19 protein-coding genes are annotated in these 22,997 nt (G+C 69.8%); 5 read left to right on the top strand and 14 right to left on the bottom strand.

What is annotated here, in order from left to right; genetic code table 11:
* Window positions 1-157: 157 nt before the first annotated feature.
* The 7 genes from PARN5_RS0118695 to PARN5_RS0118725 all read right to left on the bottom strand — a co-directional run bounded on the left by PARN5_RS0118695 (window position 158) and on the right by PARN5_RS0118725 (window position 8,951).
* The gene (locus tag PARN5_RS0118695) at window positions 158-955 is read right to left on the bottom strand and encodes a DUF72 domain-containing protein (RefSeq protein ID WP_018001297.1); all 798 of its coding nucleotides are present in this window, start codon (window positions 953-955) and stop codon (window positions 158-160) included.
* A 52-nt stretch (window positions 956-1,007) separates the two neighbouring features.
* Entirely contained in the window at window positions 1,008-2,192 is a 1,185-nt protein-coding gene (locus PARN5_RS0118700) for a GlxA family transcriptional regulator (protein WP_018001298.1), read from the bottom strand.
* 82 nt (window positions 2,193-2,274) lie between these two features.
* The gene (locus tag PARN5_RS0118705) at window positions 2,275-3,654 is read right to left on the bottom strand and encodes an efflux transporter outer membrane subunit (RefSeq protein WP_018001299.1); all 1,380 of its coding nucleotides are present in this window, start codon (window positions 3,652-3,654) and stop codon (window positions 2,275-2,277) included.
* A gap of 95 nt (window positions 3,655-3,749) precedes the next feature.
* Entirely contained in the window at window positions 3,750-6,884 is a 3,135-nt protein-coding gene (locus PARN5_RS0118710) for an efflux RND transporter permease subunit (RefSeq protein WP_018001300.1), read from the bottom strand.
* Between the two features lie 4 nt (window positions 6,885-6,888).
* Window positions 6,889-8,085: an efflux RND transporter periplasmic adaptor subunit gene (locus tag PARN5_RS0118715; RefSeq protein WP_018001301.1), complete on the bottom strand. Its 1,197-nt coding sequence runs from the start codon at window positions 8,083-8,085 to the stop codon at window positions 6,889-6,891.
* 27 nt (window positions 8,086-8,112) lie between these two features.
* Entirely contained in the window at window positions 8,113-8,688 is a 576-nt protein-coding gene (locus tag PARN5_RS0118720; RefSeq protein WP_157404082.1) for a TetR family transcriptional regulator, read from the bottom strand.
* A gap of 56 nt (window positions 8,689-8,744) precedes the next feature.
* Window positions 8,745-8,951 carry a hypothetical protein gene (locus PARN5_RS0118725; RefSeq protein ID WP_018001303.1) on the bottom strand — a complete coding sequence of 69 codons (207 nt, stop codon included), beginning with the start codon at window positions 8,949-8,951 and terminating at the stop codon, window positions 8,745-8,747.
* Between the two features lie 285 nt (window positions 8,952-9,236).
* Here PARN5_RS0118725 and PARN5_RS0118730 point away from each other — a divergent pair, with 285 nt between their 5' ends.
* Genes PARN5_RS0118730 through PARN5_RS0118745 form a run of 4 tightly spaced genes read left to right on the top strand, consistent with a single transcriptional unit; the run spans window position 9,237 to window position 14,411 of the window.
* Window positions 9,237-10,445: an efflux RND transporter periplasmic adaptor subunit gene (locus tag PARN5_RS0118730; RefSeq protein WP_018001304.1), complete on the top strand. Its 1,209-nt coding sequence runs from the start codon at window positions 9,237-9,239 to the stop codon at window positions 10,443-10,445.
* Window positions 10,446-10,448: 3 nt separating this feature from the next.
* Window positions 10,449-12,386: a MacB family efflux pump subunit gene (locus tag PARN5_RS0118735; protein WP_018001305.1), complete on the top strand. Its 1,938-nt coding sequence runs from the start codon at window positions 10,449-10,451 to the stop codon at window positions 12,384-12,386.
* A gap of 58 nt (window positions 12,387-12,444) precedes the next feature.
* Window positions 12,445-13,173, top strand: coding sequence for a response regulator (locus PARN5_RS0118740; RefSeq protein ID WP_018001306.1), 729 nt, complete (start codon window positions 12,445-12,447; stop codon window positions 13,171-13,173).
* The gene (locus PARN5_RS0118745; RefSeq protein ID WP_018001307.1) at window positions 13,170-14,411 is read left to right on the top strand and encodes an ATP-binding protein; all 1,242 of its coding nucleotides are present in this window, start codon (window positions 13,170-13,172) and stop codon (window positions 14,409-14,411) included. Before PARN5_RS0118740 ends, PARN5_RS0118745 begins: the two co-directional genes overlap by 4 nt.
* On the opposite strand, the gene PARN5_RS0118750 is transcribed toward PARN5_RS0118745, so the two are convergent.
* Window positions 14,408-14,839, bottom strand: coding sequence for a helix-turn-helix domain-containing protein (locus tag PARN5_RS0118750; protein ID WP_018001308.1), 432 nt, complete (start codon window positions 14,837-14,839; stop codon window positions 14,408-14,410). The two genes, PARN5_RS0118745 and PARN5_RS0118750, sit on opposite strands and share 4 nt — an antisense overlap.
* Window positions 14,840-15,194: 355 nt before the next feature.
* Here PARN5_RS0118750 and PARN5_RS0118755 point away from each other — a divergent pair, with 355 nt between their 5' ends.
* On the top strand, window positions 15,195-16,136 hold the full coding sequence (locus tag PARN5_RS0118755) for an AraC family transcriptional regulator (RefSeq protein WP_018001309.1): 942 nt from the start codon (window positions 15,195-15,197) through the stop codon (window positions 16,134-16,136).
* Here PARN5_RS0118755 and PARN5_RS0118760 read toward each other — a convergent pair.
* The 6 genes from PARN5_RS0118760 to peaA are packed head-to-tail and all read right to left on the bottom strand — an operon-like array spanning window position 16,040 to window position 22,829.
* Complete coding sequence (locus tag PARN5_RS0118760; RefSeq protein ID WP_018001310.1) at window positions 16,040-17,767, bottom strand: ABC transporter ATP-binding protein; 1,728 nt, start codon at window positions 17,765-17,767, stop codon at window positions 16,040-16,042. The genes PARN5_RS0118755 and PARN5_RS0118760 overlap by 97 nt on opposite strands.
* On the bottom strand, window positions 17,760-18,428 hold the full coding sequence (locus PARN5_RS0118765) for a S8 family serine peptidase (RefSeq protein ID WP_018001311.1): 669 nt from the start codon (window positions 18,426-18,428) through the stop codon (window positions 17,760-17,762). The genes PARN5_RS0118760 and PARN5_RS0118765 overlap by 8 nt, the downstream gene beginning before the upstream one ends.
* A gap of 1 nt (window position 18,429) precedes the next feature.
* Window positions 18,430-19,500: a quinohemoprotein amine dehydrogenase subunit beta gene (gene peaD, locus PARN5_RS0118770; RefSeq protein ID WP_018001312.1), complete on the bottom strand. Its 1,071-nt coding sequence runs from the start codon at window positions 19,498-19,500 to the stop codon at window positions 18,430-18,432.
* Window positions 19,500-19,832: a quinohemoprotein amine dehydrogenase subunit gamma gene (gene qhpC, locus PARN5_RS0118775; protein WP_018001313.1), complete on the bottom strand. Its 333-nt coding sequence runs from the start codon at window positions 19,830-19,832 to the stop codon at window positions 19,500-19,502. Before qhpC ends, peaD begins: the two co-directional genes overlap by 1 nt.
* The gene (peaB, locus tag PARN5_RS0118780; RefSeq protein ID WP_018001314.1) at window positions 19,829-21,286 is read right to left on the bottom strand and encodes a quinohemoprotein amine dehydrogenase maturation protein; all 1,458 of its coding nucleotides are present in this window, start codon (window positions 21,284-21,286) and stop codon (window positions 19,829-19,831) included. The genes qhpC and peaB overlap by 4 nt, the downstream gene beginning before the upstream one ends.
* A gap of 4 nt (window positions 21,287-21,290) precedes the next feature.
* Window positions 21,291-22,829: a quinohemoprotein amine dehydrogenase subunit alpha gene (peaA, locus tag PARN5_RS0118785; RefSeq protein ID WP_018001315.1), complete on the bottom strand. Its 1,539-nt coding sequence runs from the start codon at window positions 22,827-22,829 to the stop codon at window positions 21,291-21,293.
* Window positions 22,830-22,997 lie beyond the last annotated feature (168 nt).

Consider the following 22,997-nt stretch of genomic DNA (forward strand, 5'->3'; position numbering starts at 1 on the left):
GAGCAAATGCTCACACATCACGGCGGCGAGAGTCAAGCAAAAAGCTATGAGCCCGCTGCGGCGTTTTGCGCAGGCGCTTAACGGGGTTCAGCGCAAAGTCTGACCCACAACCATATTGATGTTTTTCGTGACCTTACGAGAGAAATCTCTGGTCGTTTCAAGGATGGGAAAGACGCTCGGTCAGCGCCATGGCGGCCTGCGGATTGCGTTCCTTGTATCCGCTGATGACATAGAGGAACACGTCGCGCGCCTTGGCCTTGGCCGGTTTGCCGACATAATCCAGCCCCTTGGGCAGCCCGCCGCCGGCCCAGGTCCGCGCGCGCTCGGCCCACAGATCCAGCTCGGCCCCGGCATAGCCCAGCGGCTCGTCCTCGCGCGTGCCCATGATCCGGGCATAGACGAAATCGGCGGTCGGGTCGGCGATTTGCGGATGCGGGCTGTCGGCCGCGACCACCACGCCAATGCCTCGGCTGCGTGCCAGCTCCAGCAGCGCGGGATCGCGGAAACTGGCGTGGCGCAGTTCGACGACATGGCGCAGGCGCCGGCCCTCGGCCTCGGGCGGCAGCAGGTCCAGGAAGGCGGCGAAATCCTCGGGGTCGAATTTCTTCGTCGGCATGAACTGCCAGTTGATCGGCCCCAGCTTGTCGCCCAGCAACAGGACGCCGCTGTCCATGAAGCGCGCGACGCTGTCGCCCGCCTCGGCCAGCACCCGGCGGTTGGTGGCAAAGCGCGGCCCCTTCAGGGCAAAGACGAAATCCTCCGGCGTCTCGTCATGCCACTTGCGAAAGCTGTCGGGCTTCTGGCTGCCGTAATAGGTGCCGTTGACCTCGATCGAGCTCAGATGGCGGCTGGCATGTTCCAGCTCGCGCCGCTGCGCCAGGCCGGGCGGGTAGAAGCTGCCGCGCCAGGGCTCATAGGTCCAGCCGCCGATGCCGATGCGAATGCGTCCCGCCATGCCTGCCTCCTGATGCCTTGGGCCAGGCACAACGCGCAAGGCGCGGTCCGGTTCAGCCCGCCAGCCGCTTGCGCGTCAGCGAGAACTTGTGCGGCGAGACGCCGTAATGCCCGCGGAACACCTTGGAGAAATACGAAGCCGAGCCGAAGCCGCAGGCCACCGCCACCTCCATCACGCCAAGGTTGGTTTCCGTCAGCAGCGAACGCGCGTGCTGCAGCCGCACCTTGTTGAGATATTGCAGCGGCGTGGTGTCGAGATAGCGCTGGAACAGCCGTTCGAGCTGCCGGCGCGAGATGCCGAGATAGGCGGCGCATTCGGCCAGATCCACCTCATCCTCGACATGGGCCTCGATATAGGCGACGGCGCGGATCAGGTGGTCGTTGCGGGTGCCCAGGCGCACGGAAAGCGAGCTCAGCTGCTCTTCCTCGCCGCGCCGGATCTGGCCCAGCAGGCACATATCCATGACGGCCTGCATCAGCTCGCTGCCATAGTAATCCTCGATCAGCTTCAGCGCCAGTTCGGTCGAGGCGACGCCGCCGGCGCTGGTCACGATGCGCTCGTCGATGCAGAAGATCCGCCGCTCGGGCGAAAGGTCGGGGTGCTTTTCGCTGAAGTTCGGGATGTTTTCCCAATGCAGGGTGAAGCGGCGCCCGTTCAGGATGCCGGCGCGGGCCAGGGCATAGGCGCCGGTGCAAAGCCCGCCGACGGTACGGCCGTGGCGCCATTGCTTGCGCAGCCAGTCGGTCAGTTCCGGGCTGCAGCCGGCGTCGGGCTCGACCCCGCCGCAGACCAGGACATAATCGCTGGCCGGCGCCTGGGCCAAGGCGGCATCGGGCACCAGCGGCACGCCGTTCGAGCAGGCGATGGGCTGGCCGGTGTCGCTGAGCACATGCCATTTGAACAGCAGCTTTTCCGTGAGCTGGTTCGCGACCCGCAGAGGCTCGATGGCCGAGGTAAAGGCCAGCATGGTGAAGCGCGGCATCAGCACGAAGGCGACGCTTACCGGTGCCTCGACCGGCGCGGCCAGTTTCAGATGCGCGATGCCCTTGGCGATGTAGCGTTCGCTGTCGCCGGCTGTCGATTGCTCCACCCTTGCCCCCTGCGGATGCCTGTCCCGAGCCATGGCCTTTGCCACAAACCATGCGGCCCCGCCACGGGTTTCGTCAACGGGGCCGAGCGTTTGCAGCCGTTCCAGCGGATCGACCACGCCATCGGCGCGGGCCAGCAGGTCCTGCACGGCGGCAGCCTCGGGGGTTCGGACCGCTGGCGGAAAAGGCGCCGGCGGCGGGCGCGCCGATGCCCGCCTTCGCCAGCCCGCTTCAGACCGCCGGGATGCCGACGCCGCCCGCCGCGGCGGCGCTGAGCTTGATGTAGTTCACCGCCTGGTCGCGCAGCGCCGCGGCCAGTTCCTGGCGGGCCGACAGCAGGCTGCGCTCGGCGTCGAGCACCGGGAAGAAATCGGATTCGCCCAGGTCCCAGGAGCTGCGGGTAAGGTTCACCGTCTCGCGTGCGTTCTCGACCAGCCGCGATTGCGCGGCGACGGCGCGGGCGTCGCGGTTGTAGCCGGCCAGCGCGTTCTCGACCTCCTCGACCGCATTCAGGACCGAGGCCTGCCAGGCCAGCCGCGACTGCTCGGCCCGAGCCTGCGCCGCCGACAGGTTGGCCTGGTTCGCGGCGTTGAACAGCGGCAGGGTGATCTGCGGGCCGAAGCTCCAGGTCTTGGAACTGCCGCCGCCGCTGATGTTCGCCGGCGTGACCGAGCCCGAGAGCGTCAGCTTGGGATAGAAGGCCGCCTGCGCCTCGCCCACGCCGGCGACGGCGGCGGCCAGGTTGCGCTCGGCCACGCGCACGTCGGGGCGGACGCGGATCACCTCGGCCGGCACGCCGACGCTGGCCTTGTAGGCGGCGCGCGGCTGGCCGCCGCCCCGGCGCAGCTGCGCGGCAATGTCGGCGCTGCGCCCGGCGGTCAGGGTGGCGAGCCGGTTCACCGATTGGTCGAAGCCGACCTCGAGCGCCGGCAAGGCGGCCTCGGCCTGCGTCACCAGCTGCTCGGCCTGCAGGACCTCCAGCCGGGTGGCGCTGCCGAATTCGTCCTGGGTGCGGGTCATGGACAGCGAACGCTTGCGGCTGTCGAGGCTCTGCCGGGTCAGCGCCAGCGCCTGCTGGTAATAGCGCGCATCGACATAGGCCTGGGCAATGGCGCTGGCCACCGTCAGGCGCGAAACCTCGGCCGAGAGATAGGCGGCGTCGAGCTGCGCCGAGGCGCCGGCCCGCGCCGCGCGGTTCTGGCCGAAGAGATCGACCAGCCAGGATACGCCCAGCGTGGCCGAGCTGCTTTCGCCGACGCCGGCGGTTTCGCTGCGGCTGCGGCCGGCCGCGCCCGAGGCATCGACCTGCGGCAGGTCGCCCGCGCCGACCAGCCGGGCGTTGGCCTGCGCCTCGCGGATGGTGGCGACGGCGGTCAGCACGTCGAGGTTGCGCTTCAGCCCCGCCGCGATCAGCGCGTCCAGCTGCTTGTCGCGGAAGGCGGCCCACCAGGCATTGGCGCCGGCGCGGCGGGCGGGCGAATTGCCGGCGAAGGCATTGGCCAGCTCGGCTTTGGGCGCGGTGTAGCTGACCTGCGCGCAGGCGGCCAGCGCCAGGGTCGAGGCCAGCCCGGCCAGGATGCCGCGGCGGGAAAGCGAAAGGGTCTGGGTCATCGGTTCTCTCTGTCTGTCGCGGCCCGAGAGGCGCCGCCAATGGGAAACGGCTGCGGGCGGCCCGAAGGTCGCCCGCAGCGCGGCGGGGCCGGAGCTCAGCCCGCCTTGCGGGTTGCCGTATGGGTTTCGTGGTCCTGCGCCCGTCCGCCGGCAAGGCGGCTGAACAGGCCCAGCACGAAGACGAAGAACACCGGCACGAAGAAGATCGCCAGCACCGTTGCCGCGACCATGCCGCCGATCACCCCGGTGCCGATGGCGTTCTGGCTGGCGGCCGAGGGGCCGGTGGCGATGGCCAGCGGCACCACGCCCAGCGTGAACGCCAGCGAGGTCATCAGGATCGGCCGGAAGCGCAGCTTCGCCGCCGTCACCGCCGCCTCGATCAGGCTTTGGCCCTGCTCGCGCAGATCCTTGGCGAATTCGACGATCAGGATGGCGTTCTTGGCCGAAAGCCCGATGATGGCGATCAGGCCCACCTTGAAGTAGATGTCGTTCGGCATGTCGCGCAGCATGACCGCGGCGACGCAGCCCAGCACGCCCAGCGGCACCACCAGCATCACCGACAAGGGGATCGACCAGCTTTCGTAAAGCCCCGACAGCAGCAGGAACACGAACAGGATGCTCATCGCGTAAAGCAGCGTCGCCTGGCTGCCGGCCTGGATTTCCTCGAGCGATTGCCCGGTCCATTCATAGCCGAAGCCCTGCGGCAGCTCGCCCGCCAGCCGCGCCATCTCGTCCATGGCCGCGCCCGAGCTGTAGCCCGGCGCCGCCTGCCCGGCGATGCGGATCGAGGGATAGCCATTATAGCCCACGACCTGCGACGGCCCCTGCTCCCAGTTGACGCTGGCGAAGGAGGAAAACGGCACCATACCGCCGTTGGCGTTGCGCACGGTCAGCTTCAGGATGTCCTCGGCCTGCATGCGGCTGTCATCCTCGGCCTGCATGACCACGCGCTGCATCTTCCCGGCATTGGGGAAGTCGTTGATATAGGCCGAGCCGAGGTATTGCGAGATCGTGGCCGAGATATCGGCGAAGGTCACGCCGAAGGCATTGGCCTTTTCGCGGTCGATGGTGACGAAGACCTGCGCGGCCGAGGGCAGGCCCTCGATGCGCAGCCCGGTGACGACGCCGCCCTCCTGCGCCTTGGCCATGATCTGCTGGGCGGCGGCCAGCAGCGCCTCTTGCCCCTGCCCGCCGCGGTCCTGCAGCCGGAAGCTGAAGCCGCCGGTGGTGCCGAAGCCGGGGATCGGCGGCGGCGACAGCGCGAAGGCCTGCGCGTCCTGCTGGCCGAACAGCTGCATGTTCGCGGCATTGGCGATGTCCTGCGCCGACTGGTCGCGTTCGGCCCAGTCCTTGAAGGTGACGAACATCAGCCCGGCGTTCGGCCCGCGTCCCGAGAAGCTGAAGCCGCGGATCGAGACCACGTTCTCGACCGGCTCCATGCCGCCGAAGATGCCGGTCGCCGTCGCCAGCACCTCGTCGGTGCGGTTCGAGCTGGCGGTGGCCGGGGTCTGGATGTCGGTGATGATGAAGCCCTGGTCCTCGTTCGGCAGGAAGCTGGAGGGCAGGCGCAGGAAGCCCATGGCGGTGGCCGCGACCAGCCCGACATAGAACAGCATCATCACCGCGCGCCGGCGCGTGACCAGCCCGACGCCGCGGCTATAGCGTTCGGTAAGGGCGTCGAAGCGGCGGTTGAACCAGCCGAAGAAGCCCTTCTTCTCGTGATGGCCGTGGATCGGCTTCAGGAAGGTCGCGCAAAGCGCCGGGGTCAGCGTCAGCGCCAGGAAGGCCGAGAACAGGATCGACACCACCATGGTCAGCGCGAACTGCCGGTAGATGATGCCCGAGGAGCCGGGGAAGAAGGCCATCGGCACGAAGACCGCCGCCAGCACCAGCGTGATGCCGACGATGGCGCCCGAGATCTGGCCCATGGCCTTCTGCGTCGCCTCGCGCGGGGGCAGGCCCTCGGTCGCCATGATGCGCTCGACGTTCTCGATCACCACGATGGCGTCGTCGACCAGGATGCCGATGGCCAGCACCATGGCGAACATGGTCAGCACGTTGATGGAAAATCCCGCGACCAGCATCACCGCCACCGTGCCCGCCAGCGCGATGGGCACGACGATGGTCGGGATGATCGTGTAGCGGAAGTTCTGCAGGAACAGGAACATCACCACGAAGACCAGCACCATCGCCTCGACCAGCGTGTGCAGCACCTTTTCGATCGAGGCCTCGACGAAGGGGGTGGTGTCATAGGGGATCTGGTAGCTGACGCCCTGCGGGAAGAAGCGCGCCAGTTCCTGCATCTTCTCATGCACCGCTTCCGAGGTGTTCATGGCGTTGCCGGTGGTCGAAAGCTGGATCCCCAGCGCCGCCGCCGGCTTGCCGTTCAGCTTGGAGGCGAAGCTGTAGTTTTCCGCCCCGACCTCGAGCCGGGCCACGTCGCGCAAAAGCACGGTCGAGCCGTCGGGATTGGCGCGCAGCACGATCTTGCCGAATTCCTCGACGCTGTCGAGCTGGCCCTTGATCAGCACGGTCGCGGTCAGCTGCTGGCCGATGGGGTTCGGATCGGCGCCGACCTTGCCGGCCGCGACCTGGGCGTTCTGGGCGCGCACCGCTGCGACGATCTCGGCCGAGCTGAGGTTCAAGCCGGTCATCTTGGCCGGATCGACCCAGATGCGCAGCGCGCGTTCCGGGGCAAAGACAGTGGCGCTGCCGACGCCCTCGATGCGGCGGATCTCGCCCACCACGTTGCGGTTGATGTAGTCGCCAAGCGCGATGTCGTCCATCGAGCCGTCGTCCGAGGTCAGCGCCACCATCATCAGAAAGCCCGAGCCGGCCTCTTCGATCAGCACGCCCTGGTCGACCACGCTTTGCGGCAACAGCGGCTCGACGCGCGAGACGGCGTTCTGCACGTCCACCTGGGCGCGGGCGACGTCGGTGCCCGGCTCGAAGGTCGCGGTGATCTGCATCGAGCCCGAGCTGTCCGAGACGGATTCGTAATAGGCCAGGCCCTCGACGCCGTTCAGCTCGTCCTCGATGGGCTGGGCGACGGCCTGGTTGATCTCGGCCGGAGACGAGCCGGTATAGCTGGTCGAGACGGTGATCTGCGGCCAGGCCACCTGCGGATATTGCGCGACAGGGATCTGCGGCAGCGCCAGAAGGCCGGCGATGACGATGAAGATCGACAGCACCCAGGCCAGCACCGGCCGGCGGATGAAGAATTGTGCCATGCGGTTATTCCTTGGCCGATGCGGCAGGCATTCCGGCAGGCGCCTCGGCCGCGGCGGCGGCGCCGGCGGGCACGGGCTTGGCCGCCGCGACCGGCTGCGGCACCACCTTGGCGTCGGGATAAAGCTTCTGCGCGCCCGCCACGACCACGCGGTCGCCGGGGGCAAGCCCCTCCTCGACCAGCCAGCGGTTGTCGCTGGTCTGGCCCAGGGTCACGTCGCGCCGCTCGACCGTGTCGTCGCCCTTCAGCGCATAGACATAGGCCTGGCCCGACTGGTCACGCTGCACCGCCATCTGCGGCACGGTCAGGGCGTTGTCGCGCACCGCCTGTTCGATGCGGACGCGGACATAGAGGCCGGGCAGCAGGTTGCCGTCCGGGTTCGGGAACTCCGCCCGCAGGGTGATCTGGCCGGTGGTGCTGTCCACGCTGGCTTCCGAGAACAGCAGCTTGCCGGGGTGTTCGTATTCGCTGCCGTCGTCGAAGATCAGCTGCACGCGGGCCTCGCCCGCGGACATCATCGCCAGCTGGCCGGCGGCCAGCGCCCGGCGCAGCGCGAAGAGCTCCGAGGACGACTGGGTGAAATCGACATAGACCGGGTCCAGCTGCTGGATCGTCGCCATGATGTCGGTCTGGGCATTGACCAGCGCGCCCTCGGTCACCAGCGCGCGGCCGACCACGCCCGAGATCGGCGCCGTGACCTCGGTATAGCTGCGGTTCAGCTCGGCCTCCTGCAAGGCGGCGCGGGCGATGGTGACATCGGCCCGGGCCTGGGCCAGCGCGGTCGCGGCATTGTCCAGGTCCACCCCGGCCGTCACCTTGCGCTCGCGCAGGGCGCGGGCGCGCTTTTCCTGGTCGGCGGCGTTCAGCTCGGTCGCCTCGGCGCGGGCCAGCGTCCCCTTGGCGCTGGCGACGCGCACGTCGAAGGGCGCCGGGTCGATGCGATAGAGCACGTCGCCCGCCGCGACCTTGCCGCCCTGTTCAAAGACCCGCTCCAGCACGATGCCGCCGACGCGGGGGCGCACCTCGGCGGTGCGGGTGGCGGCGACGCGGCCGGGCAATTCGTTCACCACCGGCAGCGCCTCGGGGGTCATCACCTGCACGCTGACCTGCGGCGGCGGCAATTGCTGCGCCAGCGCGGGCACGGTCGACAGGCAAAAAAGCACCAGCCCGGCGCCGAGGCCGGGAAAAGATCTGTTCGTCATGAGAGGGGTCTTTCCTGGGGGGAGGTCTTAGGGGTCCGGGTCTCCGTCGGCGCCGGGGTCGCTTTCCGCGACCGCCATCAGTTCATCGAGGATCTCGTTGCGGGTCTTGTCGTCGAAGCGGTAGAAGCCGAAGAATTCCAGGAAGGCCATGCCGTGCAGCGTCAGCAGGGCGCGCAGCATCTTGGCCTTGTTGCCGGCCTCGGCGGCGATCTGCTCGGCATCCTCGGCCAAGCATTCGCGCATGATCTCGCGGCATTCGGCATTCTCGCCCATGCTGGCGGAAATCAGCATGGCCATGGCGATCTCTTCCTCGGTCGGCGCGGTGCGGAATTTCTCGATCACCGCGCGCAGCCGGGCGTTGGGCTGGTCCTGGTGGCGGGCCAGCATCTCCTGGAAATCGGCGCGGTGCTGCGAGATGCGGTGGCGGGTGAAGGCGGCAAGCAGTTCGGCCTTGCTGTCGAAGTCATAGACCACGCTCGACTTGCTGATGCCGGCCTCGCGCGCCACGGCGTCGATGCTGAGCCCCGCGATACCGCAGCGCCGCGCCACCCTTTCGATGGCCAGCATCAATTCGTCACGGTCGATCGAGCGTTTGCGTCCCACGGGCAGCACCGATAATTTCAATACGACCGTTCGAATATAATTCGTCCAGCCGCTTGTCAACCGCCGCGCGGCCCGTCGCCGGCCAGCAGCCACAGCCAGAACAGCCCATGCGGCAGCACCGCCAGCTTGGCGCCAAGGGCCGCGGCACCGAAGATCCAGCCGACCAGCGCACCGATCTCGACGCAAAGCGCCAGCGACAGTGCATACCAGATCACCCCGCAGGCAAGGCGCAGCAGCCATTCGCTGGGTCGCAGCAGCGTCATGGCGCCGCCGTCGGGGTTGCATTCATCGTCCCTTCCACTGGCAAGCATGGCGGTTGGCCGCCCTTGTCCCGATGATGGCCGGATCGCGCGGCGTCGTGCAGAAAGTTTTGTAACGAAGTGTTTCCCTGTTCCGGACCGCAACATTCGGTTACAAATTCGGCCCTTGGAGAAACACCGGTTCATCGGCAAGACAACGCTGCGATACAAGCCCTTCCTAGATCGGGTTGCGACGGCGCCCGGACCTCTGCCCCGATTCGGCCTCTTGACCGCCGCCAAGGAGAAGCCATGCGCAAGCCCGTCCTGACCGTCCTGATCCTTGTCGCTGTCCTGGCGGCACTGGCTGCGGCGGTTTGGCGGGGCGAGGGCCAGGCGCAGAGCCAAAGCTACCTGACCGCGGCCGTCACGCGCGGCGATGTCGAGGTCACGGTGCTGGCCGAGGGCAAGCTGAAGCCGTCGAACCTGGTCGCGGTCGGGGCGCAGGCCTCGGGGCGGATCACCCGGCTGGCGGTGAAACTGGGCGACCGGGTCGCGAAAGGCGACCTGATCGCCGAGATCGACTCGGTCACGCAGCAGAACCAGCTGCGCACCGCCGAGGCCGCGCTGGCGAACCTGCGCGCGCAGCACAGCGAGAAGCAATCCGTGCTGGCGCTGGCCGAAAAGACGCTGGCACGGCAGCAGAACCTGGTGCGCTCGGCCGCCGCGTCGCGCAGCGATTTCGACAGCGCCGAGCAGGCGGTCGCGGCCGCCCGCGCCCAGCTTGCCGCGCTCGAGGCCCAGATCGCCGAGGCCGAGGTCGCCATCGAGACCGCCGAGGCGAATCTCGGCTATACCCGCATCACCGCCCCCAGCGCCGGCACGGTGCTGGCCATCGTGAACCAGGCCGGGCAGACGGTGAACGCGGTGCAATCCTCGCCCACCATCGCGGTCCTGGGCGGGCTCGACCGCATGAACGTCCATGCCGAGATCTCCGAGGCCGACATCGGCAAGGTCCAGCCCGGCCAGCGCGTGCGCTTCACCCTGCTCGACGACAGCGGCCGCAGCTACGAGGGCCGGCTGGACTCCATCGCGCCGGCGCCGCAGAGCATCGTCAACGACAGCGCGGTCAATCCCGACAGCACCACCGACAGCGACAGCAGCGCGGTCTATTACATCGGCATCATCCCGGTCGAGAACCCGGACGGCGCGCTGCGCACCTACATGACCGCGCAGGTCAGCATCCTGCTGGGCCAGGCGAAGGGCGTGCTGACCGTGCCGGCCACCGCGCTGGGACCGCCGAGCCGCGACGGCACCCAGACCGTGCGGGTGCTGGCCGGCGGCGCGCCCCAGACGCGCGAGGTCCGCATCGGGTTGAACGACAAGGTCGTGGCCGAGGTCGTCTCGGGCCTTGCCGAGGGCGAGCAGGTCATCCTGAGCGAGCAGGCCGCCGGTGCGGCTGCGGGCGGCGGTTCGGCGCGCGGCGGCCGGATGATGGGCCCGCCGCCCTTGGGAGGCTGAGCCATGGCGGCGCCGCTGATCCGGCTTGCGGGCATCTGCCGCGACTATCCCTCGGGCGAGGGCGTGCTGCAGGTGCTGCGCGACATCGACCTGGAGATCGCGCAGGGTGAATTCGTCGCCATCACCGGCGCCTCGGGCTCGGGCAAGTCGACGCTGATGAACATCCTGGGCTGCCTCGACCGGCCCACGACGGGCAGCTACCGGCTGGACGGGCATGAGGTGGCGCAGCTCGACCCGAACGCGCTCGCCTCGCTCAGGCGCGAGTTCTTCGGCTTCATCTTCCAGCGCTACCACCTGCTTTCGGAAATGACCGCGCTCGGCAATGTCGAGGTGCCGGCGATCTATCGCGGCCTGTCCGCCGAGGCACGGCGGCGCAAGGCGCGCGGGCTCCTGGACCGGCTCGGCATGGGCCAGCGGCTGGACCACCGCCCCGGCCAGCTTTCGGGCGGCCAGCAGCAGCGGGTGTCGATCGCCCGGGCCCTGGTCAACGACGCCCGCGTCATCCTGGCCGACGAGCCGACCGGCGCGCTCGACAGCCGCAGCGGCGAGGAGGTGCTGGCGATCCTCGACGAGCTGAATGCCGAGGGCCGCACCGTCATCATCGTCACCCACGACCCCAAGGTCGCGGCCCGCGCCCGTCGCGTGATCGAGATCGCCGACGGCCGCATCGTGGCCGACCGCGGCAACCGCCCCGCCGGCGCCGCGCTGGCCGCGCCGGCACCCGCCCGGGCGGCGGCGCCGATCCTGGGCCGGCTGGCCGAGGCGCTGCGCATGGCGCTTCTGGCGATGCGCGCCCACAAGCTGCGCAGCTTCCTGACCATGCTGGGCATCATCATCGGCATCGCCTCGGTGGTCTCGGTCGTGGCCCTGGGCGAGGGCTCGCGCCAGCGGGTGCTGTCGAACATCTCGGGGCTGGGCACCAATACCTTGCAGATCTATCCCGGCCGCGACTTCGGCGACATGCGCTCGGGGCGGGTGACGACGCTGGTCATGGCCGATGCCGAGGCGCTGGCGCGGCAGGCTTGGGCGGCCTCGGTCAGCCCGACGGTCAGCTCCAGCCAGACCCTGCGCCACGGCGCGACCGAGCTTTCCGCCCAGATCAGCGGCGTGGGCGAGCAATATTTCGACGTGGCCGGCATCACCCTGACCCAGGGCCGCGCCTTCGATGCCGGCGACGTGGCGGCGATGAGCCAGAATGTCGTCATCGACGAGAACACCCGCAACAGCCTGTTCGGCGAGGGCGGCACGGCACTCGGCCAGGTCTTCATGGCCGGCAAGGTGCCGCTGCGGGTGATCGGCGTCGCCAGCGTGCGCCAGCAGGGGCCGGGCGGCAGCCGCAATCTGACGATCTATGCGCCCTATACCACGGTGCAGGCGCGCTATCTGGGCACGACCAGCGTCAGCGGCCTGACCCTGCGCGTGCAGGACGCGGTCGACATGGCCCTGGCCGAGCAATCCGTGACCGAGCTTCTGACCCGCCGCCACGGCACCAAGGATTTCTTCACCATCAACAACGACGAGATCCGCCAGACCATCACCGCGACGACGCAGACGCTGACGCTGCTGATCTCGGCCATCGCGGTGATCTCGCTGCTGGTGGGCGGCATCGGGGTGATGAACATCATGCTGGTCTCGGTCACCGAGCGCATCGGCGAGATCGGGCTGCGCATGGCGGTGGGGGCGCGGCGCGCCGACATCCGCTCGCAATTCCTGATCGAGGCGGTGCTGGTCTGCATCATCGGCGGCCTGGCCGGGATCCTGGCCGCGCTGGGGTTCGGCCTGGTCTTCGACCGGCTCAGCAGCGACTTCAGCCTGGTCTATTCGGCCATGTCCATGGTCCTGGCGCTGGCCAGTTCCTGCGGCATCGGCCTGGTCTTCGGCTATCTGCCCGCCGTCAGCGCCTCGCGCCTCGATCCCGTCGCGGCCCTGTCGCGCGACTAGCGGGGGGACGGGCCATGGCAACCACCGCGCAACCCGCCAGCCCGAAGGAGGCAACCGCATGTCCGCGTCCAGGCATATCCTGATCGTCGACGACGACCCCGAGATCCGCACCCTGCTGCGCCGCTATCTCGAGGGCCAGGGCTTCCGCGTCTCGACCGCCGCCGACCGCCGGGAATGCGAGGCGCGGGTGACGGACGGCAATCCCGACCTGATCGTGCTGGACGTGATGCTGCCCGACGGCTCGGGCCTCGACATCTGCCGCAGCCTGCACGAGCGCCGGCCCGAGCTGCGCATCATCCTGCTGACCGCGCTCAAGGAGGACGTGGACCGCATCATCGGGCTGGAGCTCGGCGCCGACGACTACCTGGGCAAGCCCTTCAACCCGCGCGAGCTGGTCGCCCGCATCAAGGCGGTCCTGCGCCGCAGCGGCGGCGACGAGGCGCCGGCGCCCGAACCCCGCATCTACCGCTTCGCCGGCTTCGAGGTCGATCCCGGCCAGCGCCGCGTCCTGGCCGCCGACGGCAGCGAGATCGAGCTGACCGGCGCCGAATTCGACCTGCTGCGGGTCTTCCTGGAACGGCCCGGGCGGCTCTTGTCGCGCGACCAGCTGCTGGACCTGACCCAGGGCCGCGACCGCGATCCGCTGGACCGTTCGATCGACGTGCTGATGAGCCGGCTGCGCCGCAAGCTGGCCGAGCGCCACGACGCGCCGATCTTCCGCACCGTCCGGAACGGCGGCTACCAGATGGCGGTGCCCGTCACCAGCCAAGGGGTGGCGGCGCCGTGAACTCGCTCCAGACCCGGATCGTGGCGCTCTTGATCGCCGCCATCGTCTCGGTGGTGGTGCTGGCGAGCTTTGCCGCCACCTGGGTCATGCAGCCGCCGGCGCCGCAGGCGACGATGGAGCCGGTGGCGCGCCAGATCCACATGACCATCGCGCTGATGGGCCACGGCCCGGCGCAGGACCGGCCCGGCCGGCTGCAGGCGGCGCCGGCCGGCGGCACGGCCGATCCGCACATGACCCGCTTCCTGCAAGGCGCGCTGCGGCGCACCGGCATGCCGCTGCAGGCGCTGGTGACGCGCGAAGGGCCGCGCCAGCCGCTGACCGCCTCGGTCCGGGTCGGCGCGCAATGGCTGATCCTGCAGATCCCCGACCTGTCGCCGCCGCCCGGGCGCTGGAAGGTGCTGGTGCTGTGGCTGACCCTGATCGTGCTCGGCAGCGCCGCGATCTCGATCCATGCCGCGCGGCGCCTGACCCGGCCCCTGCAACTGATCGAGGATGCCGTCGACCGCGTCGGCCCGGACGGCACGCTGGAGACCATCCCCGAGACCGGCTCGGGCGAGGTGCAGGCCGCGGCCAAGGCGCTGAACCGGCTGTCGCGCCAGCTGCGCGGCGCCATGGAAAGCCGCATGCGGCTGGTCGCCGCGGCGGGCCACGACCTGCGCACGCCGATGACCCGCATGCGGCTGCGCGCCGAATTCATCGAGGACGAGGCCGAGCGGGCGAAATGGCTCTCGGACCTCGAGGAGCTGGACATGATCGCCGACAGCGCCATCCGCCTGGTGCGCGAGGAGGTCGGCGTGGACGGCGTGCAGGTCCTGCGCCTGGACCTTCTGCTTCTGGACATCGCCGCCGAGCTGCGCGCCCAGGGCCATGCGGTCGAGACCGCCGCCCTGCCCCCGCTTCGGGTCAGCGCCGGCCCGATCGCGCTGAAGCGGGCGCTGCGGAACCTGATCGTCAATGCCGCGACCCATGGCGGCGGCGCCCGCGTGGCGCTGGCCCGCGACGGCCGCAACGCGGTGATCCGCATCGAGGACGACGGCCCGGGCGTGCCGCCCGACCTGATCGAGCGGATCTTCGAGCCCTTCTTCCGCGTCGACCAGGCCCGGCGCAAATCCTTCCCCGGCGCGGGCCTGGGCATGGCGATCTCGCGCGAGATCATCGAGCGCCACCAGGGCAGCATCGCCATCCGCAACCGCCAGCCGCGCGGCCTGGAACAGCTCTGCACCCTGCCCTGCGCCTAGGCCCCGGCCTCCTCGGCATGGTCGTGGGCGCAGAGCGCATGGTTGCCCAGCACCTCGATCACCCGGCAATCGGCGATGCGCCCGCTGCTGCATTGCGCCAGCATGCGCTGCAATTCGTCGCGCAGCGCCTCGAGCCGGCGCAGCCGGGCATTGACTGCAGCCAGCTGGCGCCCGGCGATCAGGTCGGCGGCGGCGCAGGGCTTTTCGGGATCGTCGGCCAGCGCCAGCAATTCGCGGATATCCTCAAGCGAGAAGCCCAGCTCGCGCGCGTGGCGGATGAAGGCCAGCCGCTCGACCGCCGGCCGGTCATAGAGCCGCTGGTTGCCGGTGCTGCGCCCGGCCCGAGGCAGCAGCCCGATCTGTTCGTAATAGCGGATCGTGGGCACCTTGACCCCGGTCGCGCCGCTCAGCTTGCCGATGCTCAGCATGGAATGCCCCGTTAAAACCTGTATCGACTATAGATATGGGGCGCGCCGCCCCGGCCGGCAAGCGGCGATTCCCGGTGGTCCCGCCGTGCCGGCCCGGAAAATCTGGCCGGAAATGTCAAATCCGCTGCCTGCCGCCCGAGCCGCGCGTTTCCCGGCAACCCTTGGGAATTGCTGTTTTTTCGCGACGATCCGCCCTCGCCCGGCGCGGCAAGGCTTTTCTGTGGATCGGGGCGGCTTTGTGATAAGCTCGCCCAACCAACAGGGATAGCCGGGCCAAGGCGCGAAACAGCGGCCAACCGGCGCAGCCACGGGAAACGCCATGCAAGCGTCATGGATTCGCGGAGCCGTCGCATCGATGCTTCTGGGGCCCGAGGCCGACCCCGCCCAGGCGGCCGAAATCCCCATGCCGCTGGAAACCTTCGTCAGCCGCCTGGAACAGGAACGCGCCGGCACCACCGACGGGACGCATTGCTGGCGCTCGGGCCAGCAGATCAGCCTGCCCAGCATCGGCATCCTGGGCGAGGCCATCGCCCCGCGCCGCACCCTGGGCGAGGCGCTGCGGCTGTTCGCGCGCGGCTTTCCGGTGCTGCAATCGAACAGCTCGGTCACGCTGGAGGTCACCGGGGACGAGGCGCATGTCTCCTATCGCGTGCTCGACCCGCGCATCTGGCCGCGCCGCGCCGATGCCGAGCTGACGCTGGGCCTGATCCGCGGCATCTGCGACCGCTACGGCGTCCCGCGCGAGGCGATCCAGGACCTGTGCTTCGAACACCAGCCCGACCGCGACCTGCGCGCGCTGGCCCGGCACCTGGGCCGGATGCCGCGTTTCGGCCAGGACGAGAACCGGATCACCTTTTCCGCCAGCGCGCTGTCGCACCGGCTGCGCGCCGAACCGCCGGGGGATGCGATGGAGCCCGCGAAACGCCTGGACGAGGCCCTGGTCGAATTGCGTCGCCAGACCCCGGTGTCGCAGCGCGTCCACGCGCTGATCCTGTCGCAGATGCAGCACGGGCTGGTGAACCAGGCCGACGTGGCCGCCCTGCTCGGCATGTCGGAACGCGGCCTGCGCCGGGCGCTTGCCGCCGAGGGCCAGCCCTTCCATGCCATCCTCGAGGAATGCCGGCGCGCGCATGGCTTCGCGCTGCTGGTGCGGGGTGACCGGCTGTTCGGCGAGATCGCGCTGCTGCTGGGCTATTCCGATCAGACCGCGTTTTCGCGGGCATTCTCGCGCTGGTACGGGGTTTCGCCGCGCGAGATCAGGAAGATGGGCGCCGAGGAGGTCAGCGTGATCCGCTGATCGAAGAAGCCCTCGCGCGCCGGGCCGCTGTGGGCGATGAAGATGCGCGTGACCGGTCGGCGGTCGATGGCGGCCAGGATGCGCCGGCAGGCGGCATCGTCGATTTCCGAGAAGGCCTCGTCGAAGACCAGCACCTCGGCCGGGCGCAGCAGCGCGCGGGCGATGGCGATGCGCTGGCGCAACCCGCCCGACAGATTGGCGCCGGTTTCGCTGACCGGCGTGTCGAGCCCGGCCACGGCCCGCGCCCAGGACGCCAGGTCGGCATCGGCCAGCGCCTGCCACAGCGCCGCATCCGAAGCCTCGGGCGCGGCCAGCCGCAGGTTCTGCGCCAGCGTGCCGCGCAGGATCGCCGGGCGTTGCGCCAGGTGCAGGATGCGCCCGGCCAGCGCCGACGGGCGCAGGCTGGCCGCGTCGCAGCCGCCGACCAGCGCCCGACCCTCGGCCAGCGCCGCGTCGCGGGTCAGGGTGGCGACCAGCCGCGACTTGCCGATCCCCGAGGGGCCGTCGACCAGCACCCGCGCGCCGGGCAGGATCATGGCGCTGACCGGGTGGTGGTCGGCATGGGCGGCGCGGGCCTGCGCGAAGGCCAGGACCAGCGGCCCGTCGGGCGGTGCGGCGCCTTCGTCCGGGCGGGCGCCGGCGATGACCGCGCCCAGCCGGTCGGCCGCCACGCGCGCGCGGGCCTGGGCGTGATAGAGGCCCAGAAGGTTCCGCAACGGCCCCGACATCATCCCGGCATAGGCCAGGAAGGCGACCAGCGTGCCGATCTGCCATTCGCCGCGCACCACCTGCCAGCCGCCGACCAGCAGGATGGTGCCGCGCATCAGGGCGGTGATGGTCTGGCTGACCGCGCCCACCGTTTCGGACCACAGCCGCTGCCGCATCAGCCCGCCGATCTGCTGTCCTTGGGCAGTGCGGAACCCGGCCTCGCGCTGGTCGAGCGCGCCGAGCCCGCGCAGCGTCGCCCGCGCCGCCAGCGTCTCGGCCATCTGCGAGGACAGCGCGCCGCGCTGGCCGCGCACCGTCTCGGCCAGGGCGCGCGTCCTGGGCCGGGCGCGGGATAAAAACCACAGCTCGAAGGGCGCGGCGATCAGCGGCAGCGCCGCCATGCGCCAGTCCAGCGCCAGCATCAGCGCAAAGCCGCCGGCCAGCCGGAACAGCGCGCCGGCCGCGACCAGCACCGTGTCGAAGGCAAAGCTCTGGATTTCGGCGCAATCGCCGTCGAGCCGCGCCATCGCCTCGCCCAGCGGCAGGTCGGGGCGCTCGGGATCACGGGCCAGCGCGGCGGCGAACAGCCGGCCGCGCAGGTCGGCCAGCATCCCGGCCGAGGCGCGCAGGTGCAGCATGGCGTTCATCATCCCGAAGCCCACCGCGCCCAGCCCCAGCGCAAAGGACAGCCCGGCCCAGAAGATCAGCGCGCCCATGTCGCGTGCCATGATGCCGGCGTCGATCACCTGCCGGGTCAGCATCGGCATCGCCAGCCCCAGCGCCGCCGCCGCCAGCGAGGCCGCCAGCACCAAGGCCGCCGAGGGCAGCGCCCGCGCCATGACCGGCGCGATCCAAGGCCCGGCCTCGGGGCCAAAGATCAGACGCGCCAGCCGGGGCGCGGCCTTGGCGGCAAGCCTAGCCATCGGCGCGCTTCCTTTCCGGGCCGCGATGGCAGGCGCGGGCCGCAAGCGCCGCCATCGCGGCAGGGCCGTCCAGCGGCCCCGCCCCGGCCATGATCGCCGCCAGGTGCCCGGCGATGCGGGCCGCGCCGATGCTGGCGCCGCCCATGCCGATGGCGCCATGCTCGGGCGAATTGCACCAGGCGCCGAACAGCGCCGGGCCAAGCTGCGAAAGTTCCTGCCAGCCGCAGCGCGCGTCGCCGGTGGCGGCGATCACGCCCGGATAGGCGGCGGGAAAACAGGGCGCGCCACGCGCCGGATGGGCCGCGACCAGCACGGCGCCCTGCCCCAGCAGCGCCGCGCAGGCCGCGCGCAGCGGCGCGCGGTCGGCGGCCAGGCCCAGGCTCATGCAGATCACATCGGGCCGTTCGGCCCCCATGGCATGAAACCAGCGCAGCGCGGCGGCGATGCGCAGCGCGCTGGTCACGGGCCGTTCGTCGAAGACCTGCGCATGCAGGATCGCCGCGCCCGGGCAGGCGCGGCGGATGATCGCGGCGACGGCGGTGCCATGACCCAGCCCGTCGCGCCGCGCCGGCGCGACCGAGCCATCTGCCAGGAAGGCGCGGGCCGGCTCCAGCGGATCGTCGGGGCCGGGGCCGCTGTCGATCACGCCGACCCGCAGCATGTCATTCGTCCCGCTGGAACAGCCGCACCGAGGCGAGCGACATCGAGGCATTCGCCGGCAGATCGACCTGGCCCTTCTTTTCCAGCGTCTCGGCGTCATAGGCCGCCAGATCGCCCAGCGCGCCGCCCAGCCAGACCGTCTTGCCGTCCGAGCTGACGTTGACCGAGTAATAGCTGTGCGGCAGGTCCACGCGCTTGAGCGATGTGTCGTTCACCAGGTCGAAGCTTTCGAGCACGTTATAGGCGCCGAAGGCGCGGTCCTTGGCCGGGTTCACCGCGGTCGAGAAATAGAACACGTCCATGACCCGGACCTCGCGCATGTTCATGTCGCCGCTGCCCAGGTCCATGGTCAGCATGCCGGTGCGATAGGCCTGCGGATCGGCCGCATCCATGTCCTTCCTCGCGGTATAGAACGGCACCGCCATCACGCCCGAGCTTTCGTGCTGGCTCCAGACCGCCAGCACGTCGGGCTGGGCATGGGTCTCGGGCTGCCAGCTCTGGATCGGCTTGTCCTCGATCGGCTTGCCGGTGGCGGCGTCGATGACATGCATGGCGCGTCCCAGGCCGTAAAGCCTGGTGCCGTCCAGCGAATAGGCCAGCAGCGTGACCTGGCGCGGCGCCTCGAAGCGGGTCTTCAGCGCCAGCGTCTCGGCATCGTAAAGCGCGATGCGGGTGGGCTGGACCTCGAAATGCGTCGGCGCCAGCTTGACCGGGCTTTCATAGATCGCCAGCGTCTTGCCGTCGGGGGAAAGCGTGGCGCCGAACAGGCTTTTCACCCGCTCCTCGGCGGTGGACAGGTCGATGCGGCCCAGCGTTTCGCCGGTCACGAGGTCGACCTTGACCAGGCTTTCGGTCTTGTTCACCGTGGCATAGGCGATCCTGCCGCCCGGCGCGACCACCGGCACCATGGGCGTGGGGCCGGCATCGTCGATCTCGATCACCTTCTCGACCGCCATCTTCTGGGTATCGACCACGACCAGCTTGTTGGGCCGCGCCGGGGCAAGGATATAGTCATGCGCGGCGGCCGGGCCGGCCAGCGCCAGCGCGGCCGCAAGCATCAGGGATTTGCGCATCAGGACGAGCCTTTCGTTTCCGGGAACACCGATTGCAGCTTGCGCCAGTCCTGCATGACGTCGTCGGCGCCGGCGCTCCAGTTCGGATAGGTGTTCAGCGTGTCGGCCACCTGCGCCGGCCACCAGCAGGGATCGGCGCAGCCGTAAAGGTCGGCCTCCATCGGCTGGCACAGGTTCGAGACGGCGCCGAAAGCGTCCACCTCCCAGCCCGGATCGAACGAGGTGGTGCAGCCGACCAGCGAATTCATCGCCACGACCTCCTCCTCGCGGCCCAGGGCCTCGGCTTCGACGAAGGCCTTTGCCTTGGCATTGGCGGGGATCAGATGTTTCATTGGAGGTGCTCCCTTGCTGGGCCGGACCGGGTGATCCGGGGCTCTAACTGGCTGCGGAAGAAGGACGGGTTGGCCTGCATGATGCGGACATAGGATTCGATGCCGAAATCCACCCAGTCCCGCATCAGGTCGCAGTAATGCCAGACCGGCGCGAAGGGATCGCCTTGCCGGGCATAGCTTTCGTGATAGCAGCCGCCGGCGCAGATACTGCGGATGCGGCAGGTCTTGCAGCCGAAGGCGCTGCGGTCCTGCGCGGTCTCGATGAAGCCGGCGAGCTTGGGGATGTCGATGCCGGTTTCGACATTGCCATAGGTCGGCTGGTTCGAGCCGACGAAGCGGTGGCAGAGGTGCAGCTCGCCCTCCTTGTCCACGGCAAGCATGCCCAGCCCCGCGCCGCAGGGCACCGCCTTCTTTGTGCCCTGGGCGATGTCGGTCAAGAGCTGGTGCATGTTGGAAAAGCCGATGTTCTCGCCCCGGCAGGCGGCCTCGACATAGCGCCGGCCGAGGGTCTTCATGTCCTCGAAGGCGCGCTTCAGCGCCTCCTGGTCCAGGTTGAACACCGCGATCGGCCCCGAGGTCGCCGGGCCGAAGCCGACCTCGTGAAAGCCCAGCTCGGTCTTCAGGTGGTCGTGGATGCCGATGACGTCGGTCACGCCGCGCGTCAGCGTCACCCGCACGCCGACCGGGCGCGAGCGATAGCGCGCGAGCAGCATGCGCACATTGCGCGCCACCAGGTCATAGGTGCCCTTGCCGCCCACCGTCTTGCGGTTCGCGTCATGCAGCGCCTTGGGCCCGTCCATGCTGACCGTCAGCGCAAAGCGATGCGCGTCGAACCAGTCGACCAGTTCCGGCGTTAGCAGCGTCGCATTGGTGGTTAGCGAGAAATCGACCGTCTTGCCCAGCTCGGCCGCGCGCGGCAGGGCATAGGCCACCACCTCGCGGATCAGCGCCATGTTCGAGAGCGGCTCGCCGCCGAAGAACACCACGTTCACCCGGTCGCGGGCATGGGCCTGTTTCAGCAGCAGCTCGAAACTGGCGCGCGCCGTCTGAAAGCCCATCTTCTGGCCCTTGGCCGGGGTGGCCAAGTCCTCCTTGTAGCAATAGGTGCAGGCCAGGTTGCAGCCGGTGTTCACGTTCAGGATGATCGTGGACAGCGGGATCTCCTCGACCTTCGCGATGGGGCGCGGGGTGTCCGCCGCATCGGCATCGCGCAGGATGTCGAGCGCCAGGAAGCTTTGCAGGCAGTCGGCCAGGGTGCCCGGGGCGTGATGCGCGCCCAGTGCGGCGCGCATCACATCGGGATCGACGGCAGGCGCACGGCGGAACAGGTCGTAGACGTCGCGCGCCACGCCGTCGAGCTCGAACAGGCTGGTCGTCGGCACATGCATCAGCATGGCATGGCCGTCGACATCGACACGGTGGGCATTGTGGCGGATCAGGGTCAGGGCTGCCATGGCGTCACCGGATCGGCGCGTCGACGAAGCGCTGGACCGTGGCGTAGAGATGCGCCTCGGCAGTCAGCGGCTGGTCGCCCTCGGTGACGGTGGCGACCACCTTGAGGTTGCCCGCGTTGTTGGTCTGGCGCGGGCGCTCGGGGTTCGGGCCGGCATCGGCCGGCATGAAGAGCCCGGTGTCGTCGATCGAGCCCGAATATTTCGCGTCCTGCATCGCAATGGCCTCCTCGTCGAAATTGTCCACCGCCCAGGCGGCCGGGAAGGCGCCCAGCGGAACGTCGTCCTCGGTCGCCGGCTTGCCATCGGCGCCGTCAAGCCAGCCCAAGGCCTCGAACTGCGCCGGCGCCTTGGGGATCGGCCCGCCATTGCCGCCGATGCGCGCCATCGCCATCTCGGGCGAGATGCTGATGCGGTCGGGGCGGTCATAGGCGACCAGCGCGACCGCCTGCCCGCCCAGCTGGACCGAGACCGGCCCGGCCGCGCCTGCCGCCGTCAGTTCCAGCACCGCGACGCCGTCCTCGAGCGATTGCACGCGGCCGGTCACGCCTTCGGGCAGGGTCAGCGCCTCCGACAGGCCCGCGCCCGCGACCCGGACCTCGGTCGGGACGCCGATCTTCAGCCGGGCGGGCTGGGCGGCCAGCACCTGCGGCGCGGCATCCGGACGAACCGCCGCCAGCCGGCCGCCGATCACATCGCTGTCGGCATGATACCAGCGCCCGTCGAAGCGGCCGTTCTGGAAGGAAAACACTTGGCGGATCTGGGTCTTGCCGTCGCTCAGCGTCGCGCGCCATTCGCCCTCGCCCAGGATCCGGCCGTTGCCGCTGTAGCTTTCGCTGCCGTCGGCGAAGTCCAGCTGCATGGTCACCGCGTAATCCTCGCCGGCCTTGGTCACCACCAGCGCGCCGGTATAATCGCCGCGCCCCGGCTGGCGCCCGGCCAGCACATAGCGGCCCGAGGCGTCGCCCGCGAAGGGCGCGACCGGCTCGCCCAGGGGATAGGTCTTGGCCAGGAAGGGCATGATCTCGGCCTGGGCGATGCCCCACCAGTCGCGGTCCCGCGCCAGCGCCTGGTATTCCAGGGTCGGGAACTGGCCCAGGTGGAAGTTCACCAGATGCGTCCAGTCCTCGGCCGTGCGGCGTTGCAGCGCCACGCGGGCATAGGAATGGCAGCGGCCGCAGGTCTGGGTCATCAGCACGTCCGGACCCTCGTCGAAGGCCACCGGCTCGCGTTCCAGGATATAGCGGCGGCCCTCGGTCTCGGCCAGCGACAGGCCGCGGGTGTCCGAGAGGTAGCGCACGATGGCACTGCGCTCCTCGGGCTCCAGCGCGACGCCGTGGTTGCGCATCATCCGGGTCACGGTCATGTCCCAGCCCTCGGGCGTCTTGCGCGCGGCGTCGATGCGTTCCCAGCTTCCGTCCTCGTGCTTGACGTGGCAGGCGGCGCAGGCGTTCTGCAACACCTCCTCGCCGGTCGCCGCCAGCGCCGGCACGGCGGCGGCAAGGGCTGTGGCCGAGACCAGCGCGATTCGGGTGAGTGGCTTCATGTCGGCTCCTCTGGCTCGTCAGGGCGCGGGCCCCGATTGCGATAGCGTCCAGAAAAGCGCCGGGGCGGATCGGATTCTTGTCATTCCCGGCCAGAATCGCGACAGATCGTCGCGCCGGCCGGCTTTGGCCGGAAATGTCAGGTTCGCCGCCGCTCCCGCGGGCCAGAC

The sequence above is a fragment of the Paracoccus sp. N5 genome, assembly GCF_000371965.1.
Taxonomy (GTDB): domain Bacteria; phylum Pseudomonadota; class Alphaproteobacteria; order Rhodobacterales; family Rhodobacteraceae; genus Paracoccus.